This is a genomic window from Pseudomonas sp. R84 (assembly GCF_009834515.1).
Taxonomy (GTDB): Bacteria; Pseudomonadota; Gammaproteobacteria; order Pseudomonadales; family Pseudomonadaceae; genus Aquipseudomonas.
This window is the reverse complement of record NZ_CP019426.1, coordinates 6,268,413-6,292,744: the sequence shown is the minus strand read 5'-3', so window position 1 is coordinate 6,292,744 and position 24,332 is coordinate 6,268,413. Positions and strand designations below refer to the sequence as shown.

General features: G+C 58.8%; 26 protein-coding genes and 1 other RNA gene. 13 read left to right on the top strand and 14 right to left on the bottom strand.

The window, feature by feature from the left end:
* Position 1: 1 nt before the first annotated feature.
* A complete protein-coding gene (gene ppk1 / locus PspR84_RS27970) occupies positions 2 to 2,227 on the top strand; it encodes a polyphosphate kinase 1 (protein ID WP_160059849.1) in 2,226 nt (741 codons plus the stop codon).
* Between the two features lie 252 nt (positions 2,228 to 2,479).
* Here ppk1 and ppx read toward each other — a convergent pair whose 3' ends face one another.
* The 5 genes from ppx to PspR84_RS27945 form a co-directional block, all read right to left on the bottom strand.
* Positions 2,480 to 3,982: an exopolyphosphatase gene (gene ppx / locus PspR84_RS27965; RefSeq protein ID WP_008081406.1), complete on the bottom strand. Its 1,503-nt coding sequence runs from the start codon at positions 3,980 to 3,982 to the stop codon at positions 2,480 to 2,482.
* 207 nt (positions 3,983 to 4,189) lie between these two features.
* A complete protein-coding gene (locus PspR84_RS27960; protein WP_160059848.1) occupies positions 4,190 to 4,927 on the bottom strand; it encodes an amino acid ABC transporter ATP-binding protein in 738 nt (245 codons plus the stop codon).
* The gene (locus PspR84_RS27955) at positions 4,914 to 5,564 is read right to left on the bottom strand and encodes an amino acid ABC transporter permease (protein WP_160059847.1); all 651 of its coding nucleotides are present in this window, start codon (positions 5,562 to 5,564) and stop codon (positions 4,914 to 4,916) included. The genes PspR84_RS27960 and PspR84_RS27955 overlap by 14 nt, the downstream gene beginning before the upstream one ends.
* Positions 5,561 to 6,229, bottom strand: coding sequence for an amino acid ABC transporter permease (locus tag PspR84_RS27950; RefSeq protein ID WP_160059846.1), 669 nt, complete (start codon positions 6,227 to 6,229; stop codon positions 5,561 to 5,563). The genes PspR84_RS27955 and PspR84_RS27950 overlap by 4 nt, the downstream gene beginning before the upstream one ends.
* Before the next feature lie 21 nt (positions 6,230 to 6,250).
* Positions 6,251 to 7,036 carry a transporter substrate-binding domain-containing protein gene (locus PspR84_RS27945; RefSeq protein ID WP_160059845.1) on the bottom strand — a complete coding sequence of 262 codons (786 nt, stop codon included), beginning with the start codon at positions 7,034 to 7,036 and terminating at the stop codon, positions 6,251 to 6,253.
* A gap of 256 nt (positions 7,037 to 7,292) precedes the next feature.
* Between PspR84_RS27945 and PspR84_RS27940 the strand changes: the two genes are divergently transcribed.
* From PspR84_RS27940 to PspR84_RS27910, 7 genes are all read left to right on the top strand, one after another.
* Complete coding sequence (locus PspR84_RS27940) at positions 7,293 to 8,000, top strand: FCD domain-containing protein (protein ID WP_160059844.1); 708 nt, start codon at positions 7,293 to 7,295, stop codon at positions 7,998 to 8,000.
* 120 nt (positions 8,001 to 8,120) lie between these two features.
* Positions 8,121 to 8,450, top strand: coding sequence for a thioredoxin TrxA (trxA, locus tag PspR84_RS27935; RefSeq protein WP_003206727.1), 330 nt, complete (start codon positions 8,121 to 8,123; stop codon positions 8,448 to 8,450).
* 249 nt (positions 8,451 to 8,699) lie between these two features.
* Complete coding sequence (gene rho / locus PspR84_RS27930; protein ID WP_003229334.1) at positions 8,700 to 9,959, top strand: transcription termination factor Rho; 1,260 nt, start codon at positions 8,700 to 8,702, stop codon at positions 9,957 to 9,959.
* 139 nt (positions 9,960 to 10,098) lie between these two features.
* Positions 10,099 to 12,060, top strand: a complete 1,962-nt coding sequence (locus PspR84_RS27925; RefSeq protein WP_160059843.1) for an acyltransferase family protein — start codon at positions 10,099 to 10,101, stop codon at positions 12,058 to 12,060.
* A gap of 80 nt (positions 12,061 to 12,140) precedes the next feature.
* Positions 12,141 to 13,607, top strand: a complete 1,467-nt coding sequence (gene ubiD, locus PspR84_RS27920; RefSeq protein WP_008081413.1) for a 4-hydroxy-3-polyprenylbenzoate decarboxylase — start codon at positions 12,141 to 12,143, stop codon at positions 13,605 to 13,607.
* Positions 13,607 to 14,575, top strand: a complete 969-nt coding sequence (locus tag PspR84_RS27915) for a CDP-6-deoxy-delta-3,4-glucoseen reductase (RefSeq protein ID WP_160059842.1) — start codon at positions 13,607 to 13,609, stop codon at positions 14,573 to 14,575. Before ubiD ends, PspR84_RS27915 begins: the two co-directional genes overlap by 1 nt.
* A 197-nt stretch (positions 14,576 to 14,772) precedes the next feature.
* On the top strand, positions 14,773 to 15,441 hold the full coding sequence (locus PspR84_RS27910) for a gamma-glutamylcyclotransferase (protein ID WP_160059841.1): 669 nt from the start codon (positions 14,773 to 14,775) through the stop codon (positions 15,439 to 15,441).
* Here PspR84_RS27910 and glpT read toward each other — a convergent pair.
* Positions 15,417 to 16,766: a glycerol-3-phosphate transporter gene (gene glpT, locus PspR84_RS27905; protein ID WP_016985912.1), complete on the bottom strand. Its 1,350-nt coding sequence runs from the start codon at positions 16,764 to 16,766 to the stop codon at positions 15,417 to 15,419. The genes PspR84_RS27910 and glpT overlap by 25 nt on opposite strands.
* 223 nt (positions 16,767 to 16,989) lie before the next feature.
* Between glpT and PspR84_RS27900 the strand changes: the two genes are divergently transcribed.
* Both PspR84_RS27900 and PspR84_RS27895 read left to right on the top strand, forming a co-directional pair.
* On the top strand, positions 16,990 to 17,607 hold the full coding sequence (locus PspR84_RS27900; RefSeq protein ID WP_160059840.1) for a flagellar basal body-associated protein FliL: 618 nt from the start codon (positions 16,990 to 16,992) through the stop codon (positions 17,605 to 17,607).
* 187 nt (positions 17,608 to 17,794) lie between these two features.
* The gene (locus PspR84_RS27895; protein ID WP_160059839.1) at positions 17,795 to 18,409 is read left to right on the top strand and encodes an energy transducer TonB; all 615 of its coding nucleotides are present in this window, start codon (positions 17,795 to 17,797) and stop codon (positions 18,407 to 18,409) included.
* Positions 18,410 to 18,451: 42 nt separating this feature from the next.
* Here PspR84_RS27895 and PspR84_RS27890 read toward each other — a convergent pair whose 3' ends face one another.
* The 3 genes from PspR84_RS27890 to PspR84_RS27880 all read right to left on the bottom strand — a co-directional run bounded on the left by PspR84_RS27890 (position 18,452) and on the right by PspR84_RS27880 (position 20,659).
* On the bottom strand, positions 18,452 to 18,724 hold the full coding sequence (locus tag PspR84_RS27890; protein ID WP_160059838.1) for a bacteriocin immunity protein: 273 nt from the start codon (positions 18,722 to 18,724) through the stop codon (positions 18,452 to 18,454).
* Complete coding sequence (locus PspR84_RS27885; protein ID WP_160059837.1) at positions 18,721 to 19,530, bottom strand: HNH endonuclease signature motif containing protein; 810 nt, start codon at positions 19,528 to 19,530, stop codon at positions 18,721 to 18,723. The genes PspR84_RS27890 and PspR84_RS27885 overlap by 4 nt, the downstream gene beginning before the upstream one ends.
* 151 nt (positions 19,531 to 19,681) lie before the next feature.
* Positions 19,682 to 20,659, bottom strand: coding sequence for an NADPH:quinone oxidoreductase family protein (locus PspR84_RS27880; protein WP_160059836.1), 978 nt, complete (start codon positions 20,657 to 20,659; stop codon positions 19,682 to 19,684).
* A 150-nt stretch (positions 20,660 to 20,809) separates the two neighbouring features.
* On the opposite strand from PspR84_RS27880, the gene PspR84_RS27875 reads away from it, so the two are divergent.
* Entirely contained in the window at positions 20,810 to 21,217 is a 408-nt protein-coding gene (locus PspR84_RS27875) for a flagellar basal body-associated protein FliL (RefSeq protein ID WP_034151993.1), read from the top strand.
* Between the two features lie 141 nt (positions 21,218 to 21,358).
* Here the strand turns inward: PspR84_RS27875 and PspR84_RS27870 are convergent, their stop codons facing one another.
* Complete coding sequence (locus PspR84_RS27870) at positions 21,359 to 21,811, bottom strand: EVE domain-containing protein (RefSeq protein ID WP_160059835.1); 453 nt, start codon at positions 21,809 to 21,811, stop codon at positions 21,359 to 21,361.
* Between the two features lie 198 nt (positions 21,812 to 22,009).
* Here PspR84_RS27870 and PspR84_RS29530 point away from each other — a divergent pair, with 198 nt between their 5' ends.
* Positions 22,010 to 22,165: a hypothetical protein gene (locus PspR84_RS29530; protein WP_016985917.1), complete on the top strand. Its 156-nt coding sequence runs from the start codon at positions 22,010 to 22,012 to the stop codon at positions 22,163 to 22,165.
* Between the two features lie 36 nt (positions 22,166 to 22,201).
* Here PspR84_RS29530 and PspR84_RS27865 read toward each other — a convergent pair whose 3' ends face one another.
* From PspR84_RS27865 to PspR84_RS27850, 4 genes are all read right to left on the bottom strand, one after another.
* The gene (locus PspR84_RS27865) at positions 22,202 to 22,807 is read right to left on the bottom strand and encodes a 5-formyltetrahydrofolate cyclo-ligase (RefSeq protein ID WP_160059834.1); all 606 of its coding nucleotides are present in this window, start codon (positions 22,805 to 22,807) and stop codon (positions 22,202 to 22,204) included.
* Positions 22,808 to 22,886: 79 nt separating this feature from the next.
* A non-coding RNA gene (ssrS, locus tag PspR84_RS27860) (6S RNA) lies at positions 22,887 to 23,065 on the bottom strand.
* A gap of 30 nt (positions 23,066 to 23,095) precedes the next feature.
* Positions 23,096 to 23,413: a cell division protein ZapA gene (locus tag PspR84_RS27855; RefSeq protein ID WP_034151990.1), complete on the bottom strand. Its 318-nt coding sequence runs from the start codon at positions 23,411 to 23,413 to the stop codon at positions 23,096 to 23,098.
* Entirely contained in the window at positions 23,410 to 23,619 is a 210-nt protein-coding gene (locus tag PspR84_RS27850) for a TIGR02449 family protein (protein ID WP_007911197.1), read from the bottom strand. The genes PspR84_RS27855 and PspR84_RS27850 overlap by 4 nt, the downstream gene beginning before the upstream one ends.
* Positions 23,620 to 23,744: 125 nt before the next feature.
* Between PspR84_RS27850 and PspR84_RS27845 the strand changes: the two genes are divergently transcribed.
* A complete protein-coding gene (locus tag PspR84_RS27845) occupies positions 23,745 to 24,305 on the top strand; it encodes a YecA family protein (protein WP_160059833.1) in 561 nt (186 codons plus the stop codon).
* Positions 24,306 to 24,332 lie beyond the last annotated feature (27 nt).

The window sequence follows — 24,332 nt, the reverse complement described above, 5'->3', positions numbered from 1 at the left end:
AATGAATACCGAAGGACTCACGGAAGTTGCAGTAAAAGAAGCTCAGCCGGTGGTCGAGCAAATCACCGAGACCCCGCCGGAACTGGAGCCTGCGCCACCCGCGCCAGTCACCGAACCTGTCGCGGCGGCGCCAGTGATTGCGATACCGGGCCTGGATGACAGCAGCCTGTACATCCACCGCGAGCTCTCGCAACTGCAATTCAACATCCGCGTGCTGGAGCAGGCGCTGGACGAGTCCTATCCGTTACTGGAACGCTTGAAGTTCCTGCTGATCTTTTCCAGCAACCTCGACGAATTCTTTGAAATCCGCGTCGCCGGCCTGAAGAAGCAGATCACCTTCGCTCGTGAACAGGCCGGTGCCGACGGCCTGCAACCGCATCAAGCGCTGGCGCGGATCAGCGAGCTGGTGCACGGTCACGTTGATCGTCAGTACGCGATCCTCAACGACATCCTGTTGCCGGAGCTGGAAAAGCACCAAGTGCGCTTCATCCGGCGCCGCAACTGGACGGTCAAGCTGAAGACCTGGGTGCGCCGCTACTTCCGCGACGAGATCGCGCCGATCATCACCCCGATCGGCCTCGACCCGACGCACCCGTTCCCGTTGCTGGTGAACAAGAGCCTGAACTTTATCGTCGAGCTCGAAGGTATCGACGCCTTTGGTCGCGACTCCGGTCTGGCGATCATCCCGGCGCCGCGCTTGCTGCCACGGATCATCAAGGTGCCGGAAGAAGTCGGTGGCCCGGGCGACAACTATGTGTTCCTGTCGTCGATGATCCACGCTCACGCCGATGACCTGTTCCAAGGCATGAAGGTAAAAGGCTGCTACCAGTTCCGTCTGACCCGAAACGCCGACCTGGCGCTCGACTCCGAAGACGTCGAAGACCTGGCCCGCGCCCTGCGTGGCGAGTTGTTCTCACGTCGTTACGGCGATGCGGTGCGTCTGGAAGTCGCTGATACCTGCCCAAAACACCTCTCGGATTACCTGCTCAAGCAGTTCAACCTGAGCGAGAGCGAGTTGTATCAGGTCAACGGCCCGGTCAACCTGACACGCCTGTTCAGCATCACCGGCCTGGACAGTCATCCGGAGCTGCAATACACGCCGTTCACCCCGCAGATCCCGAAACTGCTGCAGAACAGCGAAAACATCTTCAGCGTGGTCAGCAAGCAGGACATTCTCTTGCTGCACCCGTTCGAGTCGTTCACCCCGGTGGTCGACCTGCTGCGTCAGGCCGCCAAAGACCCGCACGTTCTCGCTGTGCGTCAGACCCTGTACCGCTCCGGCGCCAACTCCGAGATCGTCGATGCGCTGGTGGATGCCGCGCGTAACGGCAAGGAAGTGACAGCGGTCATCGAGCTGCGTGCGCGGTTTGACGAAGAATCCAACCTGCAACTGGCCAGCCGTCTGCAAGCGGCCGGTGCGGTGGTGATCTACGGCGTGGTCGGCTTCAAGACTCACGCCAAGATGATGCTGATCCTGCGTCGCGAGGCGGGCGAGATCGTCCGTTACGCGCACCTCGGCACCGGTAACTACCACGCCGGCAACGCCAAGCTGTACACCGACTACAGCTTGCTGACTTCCGACGACGCTTTGTGCGAAGACGTCGGCAAACTGTTCAGCCAGTTGATCGGCATGGGTAAAACCCTGCGCATGAAGAAGCTGCTGCATGCGCCGTTCACCCTGAAGAAGGGCATGCTCGACATGATCACCCGCGAGACGCAATTTGCGCTCGACGGCAAACCCGCGCACATCATCGCCAAGTTCAACTCGCTGACCGATCCGAAGATCATCCGCGCGTTGTACAAGGCCAGCCAGTCCGGTGTGCGCATCGATCTGGTGGTGCGCGGTATGTGCTGCCTGCGTCCGGGGATTGCCGGGGTTTCGCACAATATCCATGTGCGCTCGATCATCGGCCGCTTCCTCGAACATACCCGCGTGTTCTACTTCCTCAATGGCGGCGACGAGCAGATGTTCCTCTCCAGCGCCGACTGGATGGAGCGCAACCTCGACAAGCGCGTTGAGACTTGCTTCCCGGTCGAAGGCAAAAAACTGCTGACCCGGGTGAAGAAAGAGCTGGAACTGTATCTGACCGACAACACCCACAGCTGGAGCTTGCAGTCGGATGGTCGTTACATTCGCAACACGCCTACCGGCAACCAGAACCCGCGCAGTGCGCAGGCGACGTTGCTGGAGCGGTTGGGTAGCCCGATTTTGCCGGTGAGCAGCTAAAGCCAAGAGCCAGAGCCCCTCACCCTAACCCTCTCCCGGAGGGAGAGGGGACTGACCGGGGTGATCAGGGTTACGTCGACTTGCAATACCGAGTCGAACTCAGGCTTCGAAGCCAACGGAGATCGGCTCCCTCTCCCTCGGGAGAGGGCTGGGGTGAGGGGCATCGATCTCACGCACACCACTAAATCCCAGCCGAACACCCAATAAAAAAGGCGATCCAGAAGGATCGCCTTTTTTATGCCCAATCGAGGCTCAGTGGACCGTGAGCACAATCCCCACCCGCGTCAGCCAATCTGCCTCAAGGCCGAAATCCGCCTGAGTCAGCTGATTTTCATCCAGCCAGTTCTCCGGGAACTCCACATCCAGGGTGTTGCCCTTCGCGTGCAACACCACCTGCGGCATCGTCTGCGTGCCACGAATGTGGTGGAACAGGATCGCAAAGCGCAGCAGCACACACAGGCGAATCAGCTTGTCACCGTCGTCACCGAAGTCGGCAAACTTGTCTTTCGGAATATTGCGGCGATGGCCACGCACCAGCAACGCGAGCATCTGCTGGTCTTCGCGGGAAAAGCCGGCGAGGTCCGAATGCTCGATCAAGTAGGCGCCGTGCTTGTGGTAGTGATAGTGCGCAATATCGAGGCCGACTTCGTGCACTTTCGCCGCCCAGCCGAGGAGTTCGCGCCATATACCGTCATCCAGCTCCCAGTCCACAGCCACTTGATCGAACGCGTGCAAGGCTTTGCGCTCAACTCGCGCCGCTTGTTCGAGGTCGACGTGATAACGCTCCATCAGCGAGGTCAGGGTGCGCTCGCGCACGTCCTCATGGTGATGACGGCCGAGCAGGTCGTAGAGCACGCCTTCACGCAGCGCACCGTCACAGTGATCCATGCGTTGCAGTTCGAGGGCGTCGAAAATCGCTTCGAGAATCGCCAGACCTGCCGGGAAAATAGTCCGGCGATCCGGCTTGATGCCTTCAAAATCGATCTTGTCGACGTCACCGAGCTTGAACAGGCGACGCTTGAGCCAGGCCAGACCTTCGGCATTCACCTCGCCGGTGCCATGGCCGCCGGCTTTCAGCGCCAGACCGATGGCGCGGATGGTGCCCGAGGAGCCAATGGCTTCATCCCAGGTCAGGCGGTGCAGAGCGTGTTCGATGCTCATGATCTCCAGCCGCGCCGCCGTGTACGCCTGGGCGTAGCGGGCCGGGGTGATCTTGCCGTCCTTGAAGTAGCGCTGGGTGAAGCTGACGCAGCCCATTTGCAGGCTTTCGCGCAACAATGGCTCGAAGCGTTGCCCAATGATGAATTCGGTACTGCCGCCGCCGATGTCGGCGACCAAGCGTTTGCCGGGGGTGTCGGCAAGGGTGTGCGACACGCCGAGGTAGATCAGACGCGCCTCTTCACGGCCAGAGATGACTTCCACCGGGTGGCCGAGGATTTCTTCGGCGCGGTGGATGAATTCGAGGCGGTTGCGCGCTTCACGCAGGGCGTTGGTGCCGACGATGCGTACGGCGCCCAGCGGCATACCGTTGATCAGTTGGGCAAAGCGTTTGAGGCAATCGAGGCCGCGCTGCATCGATTCTTCGTTGAGCTTGCGCTCATCGTCGATGCCGGCGGCGAGCTGAACCTTTTCGCCTAGACGTTCGAGAATGCGGATTTCGCCGTTCTGGGCCTTGGCCACGACCATGTGAAAGCTGTTGGAGCCCAGGTCGATTGCGGCGATCAGGGACAGATTCTTGGCTTGGGATTGCGGCATGATCAGGGGGTCTCGGTCGATAACCCCGACATCGTGCCACGATCAAAGGCTGGCGCCAACGCGCATGGTTCAAACCGTTGATTCAGCGCAGAAAGTCTGGAGATCGCGGCGCGGCCATTCGCGAGCAGGCTCGCTCCCATAGGTGACCGCATTCCAATGTGGGAGCGAGCTTGCTCGCGAAGAGGGCATCACTGCTTCAGAAGATCTTCAGGCTGTCGCTTCCACCGTACCAATAAAGTTCGCCAGTTCCGCCGTCTGCGGATTGGCAAACAACACCTTCGGATCCCCCACCTCATGCACCTTGCCATGGTGCATGAACACCAGTTTGTCGCCGACCTCGCGGGCGAAGCGCATTTCGTGGGTGACCATGATCAGCGTCATGCCGTCCTTGGCCAGCTGCCGCACGACGCTGAGCACTTCATTGACCAGTTCCGGGTCGAGCGCCGAGGTGATCTCGTCGCACAGCAAAACCTTCGGCGACATCGCTAATGCCCGGGCAATCGCCACACGCTGCTGCTGACCGCCGGACAACCGATCGGGGAAGGCATCGAATTTTTCCCCAAGACCCACGCGCTCAAGCATCTCCCGCGCCAACTCCGCCGCTTTGGCCTTTGGCACTTTCTGCACCACTTGCGGCGCGAGCATGACGTTTTCGCCCACGGTCAGGTGCGGGAACAGATTGAACTGCTGAAAGACCATGCCGACCTTCTGCCGCAGGCTGCGCAGATCGGCGCGGGCGGCGTCGAGGTATTCGCCGTCGACTTCGATCACGCCGTCGTTGATCGACTCCAGACCATTGAGCGTACGCAGCAAGGTGGATTTGCCCGAGCCGCTGCGGCCGATGATCGCGACCACCTGACCTTCCTCGACGCTGAGGTCGATGCCTTTGAGCACGTGGTGATCGCCGTAGTATTTATGCAGGGCGGAAATTCTAAGCAGAGGCATGCAGTCTCCTTTCCAGGTAGCGCGCACTGAGGGACAAGGGGTAGCAGAGCAGGAAGTAGCCGAGGGCGACGAGGCCGTAGACCATGAACGGTTCAAACGTGGCGTTGGCAAGCATGCCGCCAGTCTTGGTCAGCTCGGTGAAACCGATAATCGAGGTCACCGCGGTGCCCTTGACCACTTGCACAGAGAAGCCCACGGTCGGCGCCACAGCAATGCGCAGCGCCTGCGGCAGGATCACGTAGCGCAGCTGTTCCAGTGGATTGAGCGCCAGACTCGCCGAGGCTTCCCACTGACCGTTGGCGATCGACTCGACGCAGCCACGCCAGATCTCTGCCAGATAGGCGCTGGTGAACAAGGTCAGAGCAATCGCTGCGGCCATCCACGGCGAGATTTCGATCCCGGCCAGCGCCACGCCGAAGAACACCAGAAACAGCTGCATCAACAGTGGCGTGCCCTGGAACAGCTCAATCCAGGTGCGGGCGATGCTGCTCGACACAGGGTTTTTCGAAATGCGCATGATCAATATCAGCAGGCCGACGATCCCGCCGCCAATGAACGCCACCAGCGACAGCGCCAGCGTCCATTGCAGGCCGACGAGCAGGTTGCGCAGGATGTCCCAGAAAGTGAAATCGCTCATGCGCGGCTCCTGCTGATGTAGCGGCGACCGATCCAATTGAGCAACTGGCGAATCAGCAGCGCCATGCACAGGTAGATCAGCGTGGTCAGCGCGTAGGTTTCAAAGGCGCGGAAGTTGCGCGATTGAATGAAGTTGGCGACGAAGCTCAGCTCTTCCGTGGCGATCTGCGAACACACCGCCGAGCCGAGCATGACGATGATGATCTGGCTGCTCAGCGCCGGCCAGACTTTGCCCAGCGCTGGCAGCAAAACTACATGACGGAACGCCTCGAAACGCGTCATCGCCAGCGCCGCTGCGGCTTCCAGTTGCCCGCGAGGAATCGCCTGAATGCCGGCGCGAATGATCTCGGTCGAATAGGCGCCGAGGTTGATCACCATCGCCAGCACCGCCGCTTGCCATTCGGAAATCTGCACGCCAAGCGACGGCAAACCGAAGAAGATGAAGAACAACTGCACCAGAAACGGCGTGTTGCGGATCAACTCGACGTAGACGCCGAAGATTGCCGAGAACGGGCGGATGTTCCACGCCCGCACCAACGCCCCGACAATTCCGACGCCGACCCCGAGCAACGCACCGATGGCGGTCAGCTCAAGGGTGAACAGCGCCCCGCGCAGCAACAGGTCGGTGTTTTCCACCACCGGCATGAAATCGAACTGATAAGCCATGAAGGTCTCCCGCGCAGTCGATCAGAGATCGGCCGGCAGTGGCTCTTTCAGCCAGGTCTGCGAATTCTTTTCCAGTGCGCCGTCAGCCTTGGCGGTGGTCAGGATGTCGTTGACCTTGGCCAGCAGCGCCGCTTCGTTCTTGTTCACGCCGACGTAGACCGGCGAATCCTTGAGCTTCACTTTCAGGGCTGGAACGCGTTTCGGGTTCTTTTCGCTGATTGCGACCATCACCACGTTGCCGCTGGCGATTAGGTCAACTTGCCCTGCGAGGTAAGCGGCGATGGTCGAGTTGTTGTCTTCGAAGCGCTTGATGGTCACGCCTTCGGGGGCGACCTTGGTCAGTTCGATGTCTTCGATGGCGCCGCGGGTGACGCTGATGGTCTTGCCCTTGAGGTCGTCGAGGCTGGCGATCGCAGAGTCTGGCGGGCCGAACACGGCGAGATAGAACGGAGCATAGGCGCGGGAGAAGTCGATGACTTTCTCGCGCTCGGGGTTTTTGCCGAGGCTGGAAATCACCAGATCGACTTTGCCAGTGGTGAGGAACGGGATGCGGTTGGTGCTGTTGACCGGGGTCAGTTCGAGTTTGACCTTGAGTTGATCGGCCAGCAGTTTCGCCGTGTCGATGTCCAGACCGCGCGGCTTCATGTCCGGGCCGACCGAGCCGAACGGCGGGAAGTCCTGAGGCACGGCGACTTTCAGCGTGCCGCGCTTGACCACGTCGTCGAGACCATCGGCGTGAGCGGGAGCCTGGCTGAGCAACAGAGAGGAAAACAGAGCGGCGAGGAGGGCGCTGTAACGCTTGGTCATGAACAATCTCCGGATCGGCGGGAAGTGATTTCTGCGTTCGGACAGAGCATGGGCCGTGCCAATACGTGGCTTTCGTCGTGGCAGGCCGCGGTTTCAGCGGGTTTGTTCGGTCTTACTGGTCTGAACAGTCAGGTTGTTTTTCGCACCGCTATCGCGCATCGCTCCGCAGTATCGAACCCCGCTGGGGCACGACTTGCCGGACTCGGCGAATAGCTTTACAACTAGCCGCACATTGGCCTGGCGCGTCTGAAAAACCATGAATTCGATTTCCCGTGCAGTACCCGAAGTGGCGCTGCAAGCGATCCGCAAACTGATCACCGAGCAGGGTTTCGGCGCGGGCGATGCCTTGCCGTCGCAACGGGATCTGGCGCTGCAACTGGGCGTCAGCCGGGCGTCGTTGCGCGAGGCACTGTCATCGTTAAGTGCGCTGGGCGTGGTCAGTATTCAGCCGGGCAAAGGCGTGTTCGTGCAGTCGCCGGTGGAGCTGTCGCGCGGCGAAAATGCACCGGGTTGGTCGTTTGCAGCGCAGGCGTCGCCGCTGGATATCTTTCAGTTGCGCTATGCGCTGGAAGGTTTTGCGGCGGGACTGGCGGCGGTGACCTTGAGCACGTTCGATCTGGATGCGCTGGAAGACAATGTTGCGGCCATGCGTGACCAGTTGAAGGCCGGCGACTTCGACGCCGCCGCGAAACTCGACTTCGAATTCCACCGGCGCATACTGTTGGCCAGCGGCAATCAGGCGATGCTGAACATCCTCACGGCCAGCGCCGAGATGTTCCTGGAAAGCCAGAAACTACCGTTCATCCGCGCCGAGCGCGCCATGGAGACCTGGCAGGAACACCGCAAGATTCTGCGGGCCCTCGCACGCCGGGCGTCCGCTGCGGCGCAAAAAGCCATGCAGGAACACGTGCGCAACGCCGCACTGCGCACCGGAATTTCCTTCATCGCCCCCGCCACGGCGTGACTTGAGCTATACCCAAACTCATCGAGTGCCATAGCAAGACTCAATCAACTGCGGCTTCCTGAACAGGGGAAGGGCGGCTATGATGGGCCACGTTTTTTTGCTTACAACCTGGAGAATTCCATGAGCAGCGATCTTATCAAACACGTTAGCGACGCTAGCTTCGAAGCCGACGTACTCAAGGCCGAAGGCGCTGTCCTGGTCGATTACTGGGCTGAATGGTGCGGTCCTTGCAAAATGATCGCTCCGGTTCTGGACGAGATTGCCGAGACTTACAAAGGCAAGCTGACCGTTGCCAAACTGAACATCGACGAAAACCAGGAAACCCCGGCCAAGCACGGCGTGCGTGGTATCCCGACGCTGATGCTGTTCAAGAACGGCAACGTTGAAGCGACCAAAGTCGGCGCCCTGTCGAAGTCGCAACTGGCGGCTTTCCTCGACGCCAACATCTAAGCGTCGCTGTAAAGTGCCTGAAAAAAAGCCCCGCAATTAGCGGGGCTTTTTGCGTATTCAGGGCTAGACGCTCCGAAACTCAGGTGGTACATTCGGCCCCGCACTGGTTTCTCCATTGCCCCCTGCTAGCCGTCGCCGACGCACTCCTTTTCGAATTAGTTCGCGATCCTGTCGCCTTCTCTGCGGCGCGGCCTCATTAAGCCAAAAGCTTAATTTCCCCCCCTCCATAAATGATTACGTCATTCCTATATGAATCTGACTGAACTCAAGCAAAAGCCGATTACCGAACTGCTCGAATTGGCCGAACAGATGGGCATAGAAAATATGGCCCGTTCGCGCAAGCAGGACGTGATTTTCTCCCTGCTGAAAAAGCACGCGAAAAGCGGCGAGGAAATCTCCGGTGATGGCGTGCTGGAGATTCTCCAGGACGGCTTCGGCTTCCTGCGCTCCGCTGACGCTTCCTATCTGGCCGGCCCGGACGATATCTACGTCTCGCCAAGCCAGATCCGCCGCTTCAACTTGCGCACCGGTGACACCATCGTTGGCAAGATCCGCCCTCCGAAGGAAGGCGAGCGGTATTTCGCTCTGCTCAAGGTCGACACGATCAACTTCGATCGCCCGGAGAACGCGAAAAACAAGATTCTCTTCGAGAACCTGACCCCGCTGTTCCCGACCGTGCGCATGAAGATGGAAGCCGGTAACGGTTCCACTGAAGACTTGACCGGTCGTGTGATCGACCTGTGCGCTCCGATCGGCAAAGGCCAGCGTGGTCTGATCGTCGCACCGCCGAAAGCCGGTAAAACGATCATGCTGCAAAACATCGCAGCGAACATCGCTCGTAACAACCCTGAAGTTCACCTGATCGTGCTGCTGATCGACGAGCGTCCGGAAGAAGTAACCGAAATGCAGCGCACCGTGCGCGGTGAAGTGGTTGCGTCGACCTTCGACGAGCCGCCGACCCGTCACGTACAGGTAGCTGAAATGGTGATCGAGAAGGCCAAGCGCCTGGTCGAACACAAGAAAGACGTGGTGATCCTGCTCGACTCCATCACCCGTCTGGCCCGTGCCTACAACACCGTGATCCCGAGCTCCGGCAAGGTATTGACCGGTGGTGTCGATGCCCACGCCCTCGAGAAGCCAAAGCGTTTCTTCGGTGCTGCGCGTAACATCGAAGAAGGCGGCTCGCTGACCATTATCGCCACCGCGCTGGTTGAAACCGGCTCGAAGATGGACGAAGTGATCTACGAAGAGTTCAAGGGTACCGGCAACATGGAACTGCCTCTGGATCGCAAGATCGCCGAGAAGCGTGTGTTCCCTGCGATCAACATCAACCGTTCCGGCACCCGCCGCGAAGAGTTGCTGACCGCCGACGACGAACTGCAGCGTATGTGGATCCTGCGCAAGCTGCTGCACCCGATGGACGAAGTGGCTGCCATCGAGTTCCTGGTCGACAAGCTGAAGACGACCAAGACCAACGACGAGTTCTTCTTGTCGATGAAGCGCAAGTAATACGAAACACGTTTGAAAAGGAGCGCCCGAAAGGGCGCTTTTTTTTGCCTTGGATTATTTGTATCTGGATTGAAGTTTGCGCGGCTGATAACTTCGCGCCTTCAAGGGATTTTGTATCCAGAACAGGTAAGGTTTTTTCATGCACACGTTTGGCAATCGCCGTGATATCGACGGATTACGGGCACTGGCGGTTATTCCCGTCGTACTGTTTCATTTCGGATTCACTACATTCAGCGGCGGTTTTGTCGGCGTTGATGTGTTCTTCGTCATTTCCGGCTTTCTGATCACCTCGATTCTGTTCCGCGAAATCAGCGCACAGCGTTTCAGTTTTCTGGATTTCTGGGGCCGTCGTGCCCGGCGTATCCTGCCGGCATTGACCGTCGTGGTTATCGTGACGCTGGCATTGGGCTGGCTGCTGCTGACGGCCAAGGACCTTGCCGAACTGGGGCGAACGATTCGTTACCAGTCGCTGTTCATTTCCAACATCCTGTTCATGCGTGAAGACGGCTACTTTGCGCCGGCGTCGGAGCTCAAACCACTGCTGCATACCTGGTCGCTGGCGGTGGAAGAGCAGTACTACATCTTCTTCCCGTTGATGATGGTGTTGCTGATGCGCTATGTCCGCCATTGGCGCTGGATGTTGTTTGCCGTGCTGCTGGTGTCGTTCGGCTTGAACATCATCTACATCGAGCGCCGTCCGGAGTTTGCCTTTTTCTCGTTGCCGACCCGCGCGTGGGAGCTGCTGTGCGGGGCCATGCTGGCGGTGATGCCCGTGCCCAAGCATGTCGCGCGGCCGTGGCTGCGTCAGTGTGTTGGCCTGGCCGGCCTGGCGGCGGTGCTGGTGGCGGTGTTCACATTCGACAAGTCCACGGTGTTCCCGGGCTGGGCAGCATTGCTGCCGGTATTGGGCACGACGGCGCTGATCTGGTCTGGCGCACAGGGCCCAACGTGGGCGGGCCGGTTGTTGAGTGTCCGCGTTCTGGTTTGGATCGGCCTGCTGTCCTACTCGCTGTACCTGTGGCACTGGCCGGTTTACGTGTACGCCAATGCGATCTCCATCGATGGCATCCAACCGCTGGAGGCGCTCGGCTGGATGGCACTTGCGTTGGCGCTGGCCTGGCTGAGCCTGCGTTACATCGAGCTGCCGTTTCGTGAGAAACGTGTATTCGCCAGTCGTAACTCGGTGTTGGTCGGCGGTCTGGTGTCGATCACCGTGCTGGCGATCACCGGCTCGGCGATTCGCTCGGCAGACGGCGTTCCGCAGCGTCTGACCGGCAAGGCGCTGGAATATGCGCAATCGCGCGAGTGGAACGCCGGGCAGTCGAAGTGCATGCACTTGAGCACGGACAAGGCACTGACCAAGACCTGCCTTGTGGGCGGTGATCAACATATTACGGCGACCAAAATGTTCTGGGGCGACAGTCACGCCGCAGCGTTGTTGCCAGCCATCGAAGGCAATGCCGGACGCAACGTGCAGCCGGTGTGGCTGTACAGTTTGACCGGGTGCCCGCCGATCATCGATGACCACTTGCGCCCGCAGTGCAAGGACTTCAACCAGCGCAACATGGACCGCGTCACGAGTCTGGGGATCAAGGACGTGGTGCTGGCGGCGAACTGGAGCCTGTACGTTTATGGTCGTGAAGACGGCGATGGCGATCTACAGTTCCTGCTTGATCGCAAGGACAACCCACGCCAGGCAGAGCAGCGCATGGCCGCCGCCCTCAAGGCGCAAGTGGCCGAGCTGCGTGAAGCGGGAGTGCAAGTCTGGCTGTTCAAGGAAGTGCCGCTGCAACACAAGAGCTTCATCGACCGTCTGACCAGTCTGGCGCGCATCGGCCGTTCGGCAGAAGGTCTCGGTCGCCCGCTCAACGAACACTTGGCTCGCCAGCAGTTTTTCACGTCGTTGTTCGGCTCGATGAGCGCCGCTGATTCCGGCATTCATGTCATCGATCCGACGCCGTTGATGTGCAAGGACGGCTTGTGCGCTATCGATGTCGACGGCCACTCGCAGTACAAGGATGCCGATCATCTTTCGGACGTTGGCAGCGCCAGACTGAGCCCGTTGTTTGCGCCATTGATGCTGGGCACCAGCGACAATTGAATGATGCCAGGCTCTGACGGGCTGCTGTTTGCCCGTCAGAGCAGGTAGGATGTACGCCTATTTTGAGGGTGCCATCGTCAATGAAATTCAAGGATCTTCGGGATTTCGTGCAGCAGCTTGAGCAGCGCGGAGAGTTGAAACGCATCCAGATTCCCGTCTCGCCGGTGCTGGAAATGACCGAGGTGTGCGACCGCACGCTGCGGGCCAAGGGCCCGGCGTTGCTGTTCGAAAAGCCCACCGGCTACGACATCCCGGTACTCGGCAACCTGTTCGGCACCCCAGAGCGGGTGGCCATGGGCATGGGCGCCGAGTCGGTCAGCGAGCTGCGCGAAATCGGCAAACTGCTGGCCTTCCTCAAGGAACCCGAGCCGCCGAAGGGCTTGAAGGACGCGTGGTCGAAGCTGCCGATCTTCCGCAAGATCATCTCGATGGCGCCGAAAGTCGTCAAAGACGCGGTGTGCCAGGAAGTGGTCATCGAAGGCGACGATGTCGATCTGGCGATGCTGCCGGTGCAGACCTGCTGGCCCGGCGACGTCGGCCCGCTGATCACCTGGGGCCTGACCGTCACCAAAGGCCCGAACAAGGAACGCCAGAACCTCGGTATCTACCGTCAGCAAGTGATCGGCCGCAACAAGGTGATCATGCGCTGGCTCAGCCATCGTGGCGGCGCTCTCGACTTCCGCGAGTGGTGCGAGAAGCATCCGGGCCAGCCGTTCCCGGTGTCCGTTGCATTGGGCGCGGACCCGGCGACCATCCTCGGCGCGGTGACGCCAGTACCGGACAGCCTGTCCGAATACGCTTTCGCAGGGCTCTTGCGCGGCAATCGCACCGAGCTGGTCAAGTGCCGTGGTAACGACCTGCAAGTGCCGGCCACTGCCGAGATCATCCTCGAAGGCGTGATCCATCCGGGCGAAATGGCCGATGAAGGCCCGTACGGCGATCACACCGGTTACTACAACGAAGTCGACAGCTTCCCTGTGTTCACCGTCGAGCGCATCACCCACCGGATCAAACCGATCTACCACAGCACCTACACCGGCCGTCCGCCTGATGAGCCGGCGATCCTTGGCGTGGCGCTGAACGAAGTGTTTGTGCCGATCCTGCAGAAGCAGTTCCCGGAAATCACCGACTTCTACCTGCCGCCCGAAGGCTGCTCTTATCGCATGGCCATCGTGACCATGAAGAAGTCGTATCCGGGGCATGCCAAGCGCGTGATGCTCGGTGTATGGTCGTTTTTGCGACAGTTCATGTACACCAAGTTCGTTATCGTTACCGACGACGATATCAACGCCCGCGACTGGAACGACGTGATCTGGGCCATCACCACGCGCATGGACCCCAAGCGCGACACGGTGATGATCGATAACACGCCGATCGACTACCTCGACTTCGCCTCGCCGATCTCCGGCCTGGGTTCGAAAATGGGCCTCGATGCCACCCACAAGTGGCCGGGCGAAACCACTCGCGAGTGGGGCCGCGTGATCGTCAAGGACGACGCCGTCACCCAACGGATCGATGCCATCTGGAATCAGTTAGGAATAGATTGATGCGTGTAACCCTGCAGCCCTCCGGAGCAGTGCTTGAGATACAGCCCGGTGAGCGGATTCTCGACGGCGCGCGGCGTCTGGGCTACGAATGCCCGCAAAGCTGCCGCAACGGTAATTGTCATGTGTGTGCGGCGTTGCTGGTTGAAGGCCGCGTCGCCCAGGAGGGCAAGGTCCACGACCACGGCGAGTTCTACACTTGCATAGCCGAGCCGCTGGAAGACTGCATCCTGCTGTGGGATGGCGTGCTCGCGCCGGGAGAACTGCCGGTGCGCAGCCTGTCGTGTCAGGTCATCGAGTGCCGCGACGTGGGTGGTGACACCTGGCGTGTGCGTTTGCGCGCGCCGGCCGGCAAGCCGCCGCGCTATCACGCCGGGCAGTATTTGATGATCGAGCGCGAGAACGGTGAGAAATCAGCATTCTCCATGGCCTCGGCGCCGCACGGCGGACGTGATCTGGAAATCCATGTGCTGGCGCGCGAAGCCAGTGCATTGAGCCTGATCGAACAGCTGCAACGCAACGCTATGGTGCGCGTCGAGCTGCCGTTCGGTGATACGCATCTGGCTGAATTGCCCGACGGGCCGCTGGTGCTGGTCGCCGCCGGTACCGGCATGGGCCAGATTCACGCGCTGATCGAGCATTGCCGCGCCAACGGCTTCAAACATCCGGTGCATCTGTACTGGGGCGTGCGCCGTCCGGAAGATTTCTATCAGATCGAACATTGGGACGAATGGCTGAAATTGCCCAACCTGTTCCTGCACAAAGTCGTCAGCGATCAATGCGGTTGGGAAGGGCGCTGCGGCATGCTGCATGAGGCGGTCTGTGAAGACTTTCCCGACCTGAAACCTTTGCACGTCTACGCCAGTGGCTCGCCAGCCATGGTCTACGGCACGCTGGACGCGTTGGTTGAAGCGGGGATGGACGCTCATCAAATGCGCGCAGACGTGTTCGCTTACGCCCCTCGCTCCTGAATCCGTTATAACTCTCTATATAGCCGATCGGTATTTATCTAATTGCATAAATACCGCTAGGTTATATATCAATCAGGCAATCAATTAAGAACTGTGCCATGGCACTCAAATTGCCTTAAAACATATGTGCCTTATTGTTACAGCGGTGCGTTCTATTAAGTAATTCTTCACCCGCGGGGAGCTGAACGCTATTCGCCATGAGCGCCATTGAAAACGCTTTTCTGAATCTGAATTACCCTCCGCGGCTCGATCTTGGGCCGCAGCTGACGCACGAACAACTTCTCGCTTCCATGCAATCGACCATGGCGCGCCACAAGGGCGGGCCGGTGTGGCTGTTCGCTTACGGTTCGCTGATCTGGCGGCCGGAATGCTCGGCGGTGGAGCGGGTTCGCGGGCGCGTACATGGCTACCATCGCGGTTTGTATCTGTGGTCGCACGAGCACCGCGGTACGCCGGAAATGCCCGGTCTGGTATTTGGTCTGGATCGCGGCGGTTCGTGCAGCGGCTTTGCCTATCGCTTGCCGGAAGACAATCTGGATGCGGCGCTGTATGCGCTATGGAAACGCGAGATGCCGGTGCCATCCTATCGGCCACACTGGCTCAACTGCCGTCTTGCCGACGGTAGCCAGGTGCAGGCCTTGGGATTTGTATTGGAGCGACACCTGCCCAGCTATGCCGGCAACTTGCCGGATCACGTGCTGAGCCAGGTGTTCGAAAGCGCCAGCGGGCGTTACGGCACCACTCGCGATTATGTCGAGCAGACCGCCCACGCCCTGCGCAGCCACGCCATGCCAGACCGCAATCTGGAGGCGCGGCTCAAGCGCTGTCAATCACAGTCCGATCAGGCGACGGCTTCGCGACTCTGACTGGCGACTTGCTTGTGCCATAGCGTCGGGGCCAGGAAGGCCATCGCCAGCAGGCAAGCACCCACCAGCAGCACGAAACCACCGTCCCAGCCGAAATGGTCAACGGTGTAGCCCATCGCGGCACTGGCCGCGACCGAACCGCCCAGATAACCGAACAGACCAGTGAAGCCCGCCGCAGTGCCAGCGGCTTTCTTCGGTGCCAGCTCCAGCGCCTGCAGGCCGATCAGCATCACCGGGCCGTAGATCAGGAAGCCGATCGAGAACAGCGCGATCATGTCGACGGTCGGGTTGCCGGCCGGGTTCAGCCAGTAAACCAGCGTTGCGACAGTCACCAGTGCCATGAACACCATGCCGGTCAGGCCACGGTTGCCACGGAAGATCTTGTCCGACATCCAGCCGCACAGCAGCGTGCCCGGGATACCCGCCCACTCGTAGAAGAAATAGGCCCACGAGGTTTTATCCACGGTGAAACCCTTGGCTTCCTTCAGGTAGGTCGGTGCCCAGTCCAGCACGCCATAACGCAGCAAGTAGACGAAGACGTTGGCCATGGCGATGTACCAGAGCATTTTGTTGCGCAGCACGTATTTGACGAAGATCTCTTTCGCGCTGAATTCGTCTTCGTGGCTGGCGTCGTAGCCTTCCGGGTAATCGTTCTTGTACTTCTCGATCGGCGGCAGGCCGACCGATTGCGGGGTGTCGCGCATGGTGATGAACGCGAACACGGCCACGCCCAGCGCCACGGCTGCCGGTACGTAGAACGCCGCGTGCCAGTCGTTGAACAGGCCCATGCCGAGCAGGAACAACGGGCCGATCAGGCCGCCGCCAACGTTATGCGCCACGTTCCACACGGAAACCACGCCGCCGCGTTCCTTTTGCGACCACCAATGCACCATGGTCCGGCCACTTGGCGGCCAACCCATGCCCTGGGCCCAACCATTGATGAACAGCAGAATGAACATCATGGTCACGCTGGACGTTGCCCACGGCGCGAAACCGAAAATGAACATCACCCCAGCCGACACCAGCAGGCCGAACGGCAGGAAGTAACGCGGGTTGGAACGGTCGGACACCAGGCCCATGAGGAATTTCGACAAGCCATAAGCAATGGCGATCGCCGACATCGCCAGACCCAGGTCGCCGCGGCTGTAGCCTTCGTCGATCAGGTACGGCATGGCCAGCGAGAAGTTTTTGCGCAGCAGGTAATAACCCGCGTAGCCGAAGAAAATACCGGCGAAGATCTGCCAGCGCAGGCGTCGGTACGTGCTGTCTATTTTTTCTTCAGGCAATGGAGCCTGATGTGCGGCAGGACGAAAGAAAGCAAACATTCAAGAGCTCCAGATTTCTTGTTTTGACTGCGGATGCGAATGTTACAGTTTCGTTACCGAAAATAGCACCGGTTCGCATCGAGCAAATAGCGGAAAATGTTGGAAGTCGCATGTTCTTTTACGAACCTGTCGCTCAGCTGTAAGAACAGGGCGTTTTTGTGGCGGTCGAGACGTTGTGACTTAGACTCGCGATCAATCGACCGACTGATCGCAGAGAAAAATGATGGCCGTGAAAGTTCGCATGTTGCTGCCCAGATTGCTGGTTGCGGTAGCGCTCACTGTTGCAGTGCTGGCGCTGAGTTATGCGCAGGATTCTGCGGCGCCAGGTTTACGCAATGTCACTGTGCTGATCATTCGCCATGCGGAAAAGCCTGAGGTGGGTCGTGAACTCAATGCCCGGGGCGAACAGCGCGCCGCTGCCTACGCCGACTATTTCACCTCGCTGCAGCTGGACGACCAGATACTCACGCCCCACCGTCTGATCGCGACCGCTGACAGCGCGCAAAGCATCCGCCCCCGGCAGACCCTGATTCCGCTGTCGCAGCGCCTGCAACTGCCGATTGAACAGCCGTTTGCCAATAACGACGTCGACAAACTGGTCAGCTCTCTGCGCAAGAGCAATCAGGCGAAAACCGTGCTGATTGCCTGGCACCACAGCCATATCAACAAACTGATTGCCGCCTTAGGCGGTGATGGCCCGATGCTGATCGGCCAACCGAAATGGCCGGTGGATGTTTACGACTGGCTGATTGTTCTGCGCTTCGATGACAAGGGGCATTTGATCCAGTCGCGAAGCGAGAAGGTTCAGGAACAACTGATGCCCGGCGATGTTGCAGGCTGAAGCGGTAAGAGGATCCGTCAGAAAAGTTACCTTTGAGCATTCGCGTGGCGTGATCGCCCGATTTACCGTCGTGCGTTGGGAAATGTCCTGCACCCAACGCAGAAGTTGTGCCATTCAGTTAAGCGTCATTGCTCCGTAACCTTTGTGCTGTTGCCGGGATTGGCATTCGAGCGCTAGGGGGCGGAACATGCGGTGGATTGTGGCGTTGCTTTTGTTGTCGGTCAGCGGTGTGGTGCAAGCGGCGGGAGCGCTGTTGATTCCCGAAGACAACCCACGACCCATTTATCCATTGGCATTGTTCCGGGCGGGGGTTACGGGAGAGGTGAAAGCCCGTTTCGTCGTCAGGGCGGACGGCTCTGTCAGCGAAATCAGCATTCTGAAAAGTGACCACCCCGATCTGGCTGAAGCGGTCAGAGTTGCGCTGGCGCAGTGGCGTTTCAAGCCTTGGGCCGTTGAGGAGGACAAACCCGAAAAGCAGGAAGTCGTCGCGCCGATGGTCTTTCGGCTCGATCTGGATCAGCCCATTCATGTCAATCAGCAACTGAAAGTTTTGCGATGCCGTTCGGTTAACGAGAATCTGGCGAATATTGCTGAGTATTCATGGATCGATTCGGCGGCGTTCGTACAAACCCGAGCCTATCTTACGAACGTCTTCCACAAGACTCAGCTGCCGGATGAACAGCGTCTGGCGATGATTGCGAAGATGAACAAGCGAGTTTCGATGATTGTGAGGAGTTGTCGAGAGAGTCCAACGCGCAAATTTGTGAGTCTGCTGCCTGTGGAAATTCGTGAGTTGCTTTGATTCTTAGCTAGACAGCGCCACAGAGTGTGGCGCTATTTTTTATTACTCTGGTTTAAAGCCAGGTTTGCCGTTTGCTAGGCGCCATTCTTTGATTTCTTCGAGCGCTCCTTCTGGGCTATCTTCGCGTCCTATTGGACGAGTTAAAACCAGCCGTTTCCTTGGATGTTCTGTTACTTTTTCAAAATGCCGCATCCGCCTGGAGGAATACTCACTATAGGCATCGCCCGAAAGACCACTGTCATTCTCGAAGAAGCCTCTTAAAAAAGTTAAGAATTCTACCTCTGTGTAATCCTCTAACTTATCTTTGAAATTCATTGTGGAGTACCTTTTTTATGCAATTCTACGTGCGCTTTTGGAGTTAGGATGCTTAGGTTTTCCAGACCGTATACTTCTCCGCCATCAGCAATTCGGTGCTTGTGGTGTATTTCAATTTTTTCTCTGCCGCCGACGGTGTCCAAAGGCTCCGCATAAGGTGCTGCGCCGTTGGCCATTTGCTCCAAATCAACTTTACCGAACTGTCGCCTTAGTGACCCATCCGTTGCAACCGCTTTCCAGAAGCTTTCCCTGAATCTATCAAAATTCCTGAACTCCTGACCACGCAACTGATCGGCAATCTGTGCAGGAACCGGCGAGCCACTTGCTTGTGCCGCGCTACCCAACCAATTGTTGCCAACCACCTGCATTTGCTCTTGCCTGGTTACTGTTTTGCTCAAGGGTTTTTTATGTATCAAGTAGGTTAATGCTGTTTGTTGGTGGGTAAGTGCTTCGACAGGCGTAATGCCGTGCACACCACCCAAGTTAGCAGTGATTGTAATGATCTCGGATTGAAGAGTGGCAGCAAGCTGACTGGATTTTATCTGGTGATCATTAGCGATAGTTGCCTTGCTGGCTTCGATTTTTTGAATCGTTTGCGAAATGATGATGGCTTCATTGATGTCGGCGATGTCTTGGTGAGATAACTGGCTGAATAAGTCTGAGCCGGTTCGGCTTCTATTTCTCGTTCGCCCAGTGCGGTCGTATCCCCCGCCCGCATTCGGTGAGTAAGTTGGCGTTTTGTAAGGGTTGATTTCTGTTAGGCCTAAAGGTAAGGGCTGGCCCGGTTGCCAGTTTTGATCACTCATACAGTTACTCCTTGTGTCTGTATGTGATCAAACTACTGTGATCTGCTGTAACGACTGCGGTATATAGTTACTACCGGTTATTAGTTATTAGTGGTAACGAAAGTTTTAAAAAAAACGGCCGGATAAACCCGGCCTTACTGGTGAGAGTCCTTCAGCGCACCTGCACCACCACCTTGCCCACCGCCTTGCGCTGGCCAAGGTCATTGATCGCCTGCGCCGCATTGCTCAACGGGTACACCTGCGACACCAGCGGTTTCAACTTGCCCTCGGCGAACCAGCCGAACAACTGCTGAAAGTTCGCCGCGTTATCCTGCGGCTGGCGCTGGGCGAAGGAGCCCCAGAACACGCCGAGCACTGCCGCGCCTTTGAGCAGGGCGAGGTTTACCGGCAGTTCCGGAATGCGCCCGCTGGCGAAGCCCACCACCAGCAGGCGACCATTCCAGGCGATGGCGCGGATAGCTTGATCGAACAGATCGCCGCCGACTGGGTCGTAGATCACATCGGCGCCTTGGCCGTCGGTAAGGCGTTTGATTTCATCCTTGAGGCTGGTTTCGCTGTAATTGATCAGCTCATCAGCGCCGGCAGCTTTGGCCACCGCGAGTTTCTCGGCACTGCTGGCGGCAGCAATCACCCGGGCGCCCATGGCTTTGCCGATTTCCACGGCAGCCAGGCCGACACCGCCGGAGGCACCGAGCACCAGCAGGGTTTCGCCCGGTTGCAGGTTGGCGCGCTGCTTGAGCGCGTGCATCGAAGTGCCGTAGGTCATGCTGAAGGCCGCGGCGATGTTGAAATCCATCGATGGCGGAATCGGCAGCACGTTATAGCCCGGCACCGCGACCTGTTCGGCGAAACTGCCCCAACCGGTCAGGGCCATGACCCGGTCACCGACCTTGAGGTGGCTGACTTTTTCGCCGACTTCGCGAACCACGCCTGCCGCTTCGCCACCCGGCGAGAACGGGAAGGGTGGCTTGAACTGGTACTTGCCCTCGATGATCAGCGTGTCCGGGAAGTTGACCCCGGCGGCGTGCACGTCCAGCAGGATTTCATTCTTCTTCGGGGCGGGGCTGGCGACCTCTTCCAGCGCCAGCGATTCGGCAGGGCCGAAGGCTTTGCACAGCACGGCTTTCATCAGGGCTATTCCTTTGGGAGTGATGGCCGATAAGTGTAGGTGTGTCAGTCAACGGGTCAACGAGCATACCCGGCCCTGATAGTCAGCCATAAGCTTGTGCTTGCGCGGCGGGTCGTTATGCTAGGCCGCAAACCGGATAAGGAGCGAATTGTGAAAGCGTGGATCATGTTGTTGCTGGCCCTGTCTCTGCCTGTGGCAGCGCTGGCCGAAGAAGCCAAAGAAGGCGAGGCGCCGAAGGTAAGCTACATCACCCTGAGCCCGCCGTTTGTGGGTAACTACGGGCTGGATGGCACACCGAAGCTCAAGGTCTACAAGGCTGACGTGGCGCTGCGTGTGACGGGCGAAGAGTCGGCGAAACTGGTCAAGGCCAACGAACCGTTGATCCGCAATCAACTGGTGGCGCTGTTTACGCAGCAGACCACCGAGGCGATGGGCAGCATCGAAGGTAAAGAGAAGCTGCGTCAGGAAGCGTTGAAGCAGACTCAGCAAGTGATGAATGACGAGACCGGCAAGCCGGTGGTTGAGGACCTGTTGTTCAACAACCTGATCATTCAGTAAGACTTCTGCTGTCCGGGCGAGCCTCTTCGCGAGCAGGCTCGCTCCCACAGGTTCTTCGGTGGATGCAAAAATGTGCATCATCACAAATCCACTGTGGGAGCGAGCTTGCTCGCGAAGGCAATCTCTAAGGCGAAGGATGATTCAAGGTTTCAACGCCATCACTGCAGCCCATTGCTCCGCCGTCACCGGCATCACCGACAATCGTGAGCCCTTCTGCACCAACGGCATCTCCGCCAGTGCCGTCTGCTGCTTCAGATAATCCAGCTTCAACACCCGCGCAAACGTCTCGACGTGTTCAACGTCAATCGCACTCCAGGCATTCTTCTCCGGCGTCGCCTTCGGGTCGAAGTAATGACTCTCCGGCTCCAGTGCGGTGGGGTCCGGGTACGCCGCCTTGATTATCTTGCCAATCCCGGCAATCCCCGGCTCCGGGCAGCTGGAATGGTAGAAAAAGAACTCGTCGCCCACCGCCATCGCGCGCAGAAAGTTACGCGCCTGATAGTTTCGAACCCCGTCCCAGCGTGCCTTGCCGAGTTTTTCCAGACCTTTGATCGAGAGTTCGTCGGGCTCGGACTTCATCAGCCAATAGGCCATGGTTTTTTGCTCCTGAAACGGTCATTGGGCAGGTTGTCGGGCAATTTTATGACAAACCGACAGTCGGTTGACGTCAGCGTTTGCGCGCAGGTTCACGTTGTCGCAAAATGCCGGCCTTTAAAGCTTGACGCTGCTGCACGGCCTACAAACGGAAACCGCTGCTGTCATCGTGATGATGTGCCTTGAGGGGGGCAATCGATGAAACGCAAACCGGATTTACTATGGACTTTGGTAATTTTGTTTGGCCTGGGTGTCGTGACCACCGGTTACGCGCAGAGCCTGTGGTCGAACAAGGCCGATGCGCCGATAGAAGTTGCACAGCAAGTACAACAGTCGACAGCCTTCAAACGCTGAAACTGCTTTCCCGACGCCGCTGATCTGCGCGGCGTCCTATCCTGCGAAATACCACGCCTTGTCGCTGACCGTGCCTTGTAACGGTACATCCCAGCTCGCCTGCGCCAATCGCTCGACCTTCTGACACTCATGGGCCAGCCCCAGCAACGTCGGCTTGCGCCAGTTTTTACGGCGGGCCAGATAGGCCAGACTGCGATCATAGAAACCGCCGCCCATCCCCAGGCGTCCGCCGACATCGTCAAACCCGACCAACGGCAATAACACCAGATCCAGCGCCCAGACCTTGCGTTGCCGAGCCAGATTGGCTTGCGGTTCGAGAATGCGGAAGCGATTGGGTTTTAGTTTTTCTCCCGGGCGAATGCGCTGGAAAACCATTTTGGTCCGCGGCCAGGCGCTGAGTACCGGCAGATAGGTAGCTTTGCCCCGACGTTGAGCCTCACGCAGCAGCAGGCGCGGATCGATTTCACCGTCGGTGGGCAGATACAGAGAGATGTGTTTGGCCCGGCGAAAGTGCGGGTCTTGCGCCAATTGCCGGTACAGGCCTTTGGCGGCCTCGCGTTGTTCGCTTTTGCTCAGCGAACGGCGCGCCTTGCGCAGCAGGCGGCGGAGTTGCGGGCGGGGCAGCAGCGCGGGTTCGGTCATGGTTCGGCTTCGGCAGGTTGGACGAAAACGTACGCATAAAAAATCCGATGGCGGTTTTCACCGACATCGGATTCGAATCAGGCTCCCCGGATGAACCGCTGTCAACTTAGCCCTTGAACCCGAAAGTTCAAGGTGGAAGATGCAGTAGACTTTAAGGCTTTCCGTCTAGCGGACATGCACACCAGCCCAACGTGCAACTTCCAGGGTAGTGCGAATCGGCTCAGGGACATCGTCAACTGGCAAGCACCCCAGGGAGTGCCGCGAGTATACCGCAAGCAGCCAGTCGAATCAGCCCTTGGTGGTGTTCTGATCGTCGGCCAGCACCAGATCGACACGATCGAGCAAGTCACGCACCTGTTCACGGGTCGAACCGCTGGCCTGGATATCCGGGCGCTCTTCTTTGTGCAAGAGGTCATGGGTGATGTTCAGCGCGGCCATCACAGCAATGCGATCGGCACCGATGACTTTGCCGCTGCTGCGGATTTCGCGCATCTTGCCATCCAGGTAGCGCGCGGCGCTGACCAGATTGCTGCGTTCTTCCTGCGGGCAGATGATCGAATACTCTTTGTCGAGGATCTGCACGGTAACGCTATTGCTTGAACTCATGAGTCTTGCTCCAAGGCCTTGAGGCGCGAAATCATCGATTCGACTTTACGCCGGGCGATTTCGTTTTTTTCAATGAGGTGAGCGCGTTCCTCGCGCCAGGTCTTTTCCTGAGCTAGTAAGAGTGCATTTTGACTCTTTAGTTGCTCGACTCGGCCAATCAGCAGTTCGAGTCTGGCCATCAGCGCTTGCAGGTCGGTGTCTTCCATTGTGTCCACGTGTTCGTCTGATGGGTGGTAGCTGGCGGACAGCCTTTAATAGTCTTGGCGAGTCTGTCGATGTAGGATACAAGGCCTTCATTCTAGACATAGCGCCGTCTGGCGCCTAGCTGCCCATGACCATTGCGAATTCCCCGTACCAAGCCTTTGCCACCCTGCTGACTGCCAGCGGCCATAACGTCTCGCCTGCCGAACTGCACGGCGTGCTGCTCGGGCGCAGTTGCGCCGGTGCCGGCTTCGATAACGAAGGCTGGCTGATCGACGCCGCCGAACTGCTCGAAGGCGACATCCAGGACAACGTCCGCAACGCCCTGATCGGCCTGCAAGAGATGGTCAAAGGCGAGCTGACCGGCGACGACGTCACTGTCGTTCTGCTGCTGCCGACCGATGACGCACCGCTGGCCGACCGCGCCGCTGCACTGGGCGAGTGGTGCCAGGGCTTCCTCAGCGGGTTTGGCCTGAACTGCCGCGACAGCAGCATGCTCAGCACTGAGGCCACCGAGGTGCTGCAGGATCTGGCTGCCATTTCCCAAGTGCAAGACGCCCTGGAAGAATCCGAAGACGGCGAAACCGACTACATGGAAGTCATGGAATACCTGCGCGTTGCGCCGCTGCTGCTGTTCTCGGAAACCAAGAAAGCCGACGTGACGCCAGCCGCCAAGCCGTCGCTGCATTAATCGCGTGCCAGGGAACGCCATCTGCCC